Origin of the sequence: Streptomyces spiramenti, from assembly GCF_012034385.1 — a bacterium.
GTDB classification, from domain to species: Bacteria; Actinomycetota; Actinomycetes; order Streptomycetales; family Streptomycetaceae; genus Streptomyces; species Streptomyces spiramenti.
In genome coordinates, this window is record NZ_JAAVJB010000394.1 from 1 (window position 1) to 2,572 (window position 2,572).

A 2,572-nucleotide genomic window follows, 5' to 3' on the forward strand; every position below is an offset into this window, starting at 1 on the left:
CTGCTGCCGTTCGCGGCGGGGGCGGTCGCCGGAGCGGGGGCGGTGGGGCCCGGCGGGACCTCCAGCGGCGCGGGGTGCGAGCCGGCCGAGGTGCGGCGCGAGGCGCGCCGGGACGGCAGCCCCGCGAGGAGGTCCTGGGAGGGTGTCGCCGGTGCCGAGGGCTGCTCCGGCGCCTCGTCGCGCTGGGGGTGGCTGACGACGGCCTGCGGGATGCGGATGAGCACCCCGGTGCCGCCGCGGGCGGAGGGCCGGAACGACACGGCCAGCCCGTGCTTGCGCGCCAGACAGCCGACGACGGCCAGCCCGAGCCGGGTGCCGGAGAGGGCGGAGATGTCCAGGGTGGGCGCGGTGACCGCCTGCTCCGCGCGGCGCAGCGCCACCTCGCCCATGACGAGGCCGCTGTCCTCCACGGTGACGACGATGCCGGAGGGCACCTCCTCGACGTAGACGTGGACCTCGGCGGTGGGCGGCGAGAAGCTGGTCGCGTTGTCCATCAGCTCGGCCAGCGCGTGCATGACGCCCTCGGCGGCGTGGCCGGCGATCGCCGCCGTGCTGGTGGAGTGGAGCCGGACGCGCTGGTAACCGGCGATGCGCCCCATGGCGCCGCGCAGGATCGACTCCATGACGATGGGCTTGGCCCAGCGGCGCCCGGAGCGGGCGCCGGTGAGGACGGCGATGGAGTCGGCGATCCGGCCGGCCTGCGCGGTGCGGTGGTCGAGGTGGAGGAGGTCCGCCAGGACGTCCTCCCCGCCGTGCCGGTGCTCCATCTCGCGGAGGTCGGCGAGCATGCTGGTGGCCAGCGCCTGCATGCGGCCGGCGGCGTTGGCGCCGGCGGCGGTGGTCGCCGCGCGTGCGGCCTCGGCGCGGCCGACCTCCTCCGCCACCTGCCGGAGGACGGACCGGTGGGACTCGTCCTCCGGGGCGGGGCAGGCGGCGAGCGCCGTGTCCGCGGAGTCGCCCGCCCGCAGCCGGTCCAGCAGCGCGGGCACGACCTGCTCGGCGAGTGCCGCGTCGGCCTCCCGGTGGCGTGCGAGTTCGGCCCGGGCCTCCTCGACGGCGGCGCGCCGGCGGCCCGCGACGGCGCGGAAGTACGCGGCGGCGACGACGGCGGCACCGCCGGCCCCGAGCAGCGTGCGGGTGAACCAGGTCGGGTCCCCGGGGGCCACCGTCTCCAGCAGGGCGATGACGAGAGCCACCACCAGGAGCGCCAGGAACGGGTCACGCAGTGGGGGACGCTCCGCCCGGCGGTGGGGCGCGGCGGGTTGCGCTGTCATCAATGAGGTCCTCGGGCGGCCGGTCCTGGCGAGACAGATGTATGGGGAACGAGTCCGTCACTCTGCGCGCACGTGCAATTCGCTGCAACTATAGGAGAGTTATCGTCTGAATGCGTAGAGTTCCTGTGAAGGAATCGATCGCTGCCGATCAGCAAGAGCTGACGTTCCGTCACGCGTGTGACGAGAGGGATCTTTTGGGGGCGCTGGGACCTCCCCGGCGGCCACCCCGGCCGGCCCGGCCCTCCCGCCCGGTCCTCCGACACCGATCCTTTCCCGCCACCGGTACGCCCTCCCCGCCCCGTCGGCCGGCCGCGGACGCTCACCCGTCCGGCCCACCCGCGCACGACACCCCCGACCCGACGACACGGGCACAGCCGGCCGCCAGAGGGCACGCTGGTGACATGGCGAGTGACACCGAGACCACGGAACTGGCGACCGCCCTGCGCGCGGCGGTCCGCGGCGACGTCGCGTTCTCCACCACCGACCGCGCCCTCAACACGATGGACGCCTCCAACTACCGGAGGGTCCCCGACGGCGTCGTCGCCCCGCGCGACGCCGAGGACGTCGCCGCGGCCCTCGCCGTCTGCCGCGACCGGGGCGTCGCCGTCACCGCCCGCGGCGGCGGCACCAGCATCGCCGGGCAGGCGACCGGCACCGGCGTCGTCCTGGACTTCACCCGGCACATGAACCGCGTCCTCGACCTCGACCCCGAACGCGGCACCGCCCGCGTCCAACCCGGCGTCATCTGCGACCGGCTCCGGGACGCCGCGGCCCCGCACGGCCTCACCTTCGGCCCCGACCCCTCCACCCACAGCCGCTGCACCCTCGGCGGGATGATCGCCAACAACTCCTGCGGTTCGCACTCCGTCGCCTGGGGCACCACGGCCGACAACGTCGAAGACCTCACCGTCCTCACCTACCGCGGCGAGCGCGCCCACCTCGCCCCCGGCGGCGCCGACGTCCCCACCACCCTCCGCGCGGCGGGAGAGCGACTCGTCGCCGACCACCTCGCGCTGCTGCGCACCGGCATGCCCGAGCTGCCGCGTCGCATCTCCGGCTACGCCCTCGACCAGCTCCTCCCCGAGCACGGCAGGAACTGGGCCCGCGCCCACACCGGCAGCGAGGGCACCCTCGGCCTCCTCACCGAGGCCACCGTCCGCCTGGTCCCCGCACCGCCCGCCCGCGCCCTCGCCGTCCTCGGCTACCCCGACGAGTCCGCCGCCGCCGAGGCCGCCCCCGGGCTGCTGCCCCTCCACCCCCTCACCGTCGAGGGCATGGCCGCCGACCTCGTCGGCGAC

The 2,572-nt window shown here is 76.0% G+C and carries 2 protein-coding genes; one reads left to right on the forward strand and one right to left on the reverse strand.

Annotated features, from left to right (window positions below; all coding sequences use genetic code 11):
* The coding region (locus tag HCJ92_RS23570) for an ATP-binding protein (RefSeq protein WP_167935635.1) at positions 1–1,274 on the reverse strand (1,274 nt) is incomplete at its 3' end.
* Between the two features lie 401 nt (positions 1,275–1,675).
* On the opposite strand from HCJ92_RS23570, the gene HCJ92_RS23575 reads away from it, so the two are divergent.
* On the forward strand, positions 1,676–2,572 hold an 897-nt coding region (locus HCJ92_RS23575; RefSeq protein ID WP_167935636.1), incomplete at its 3' end, for an FAD-binding oxidoreductase.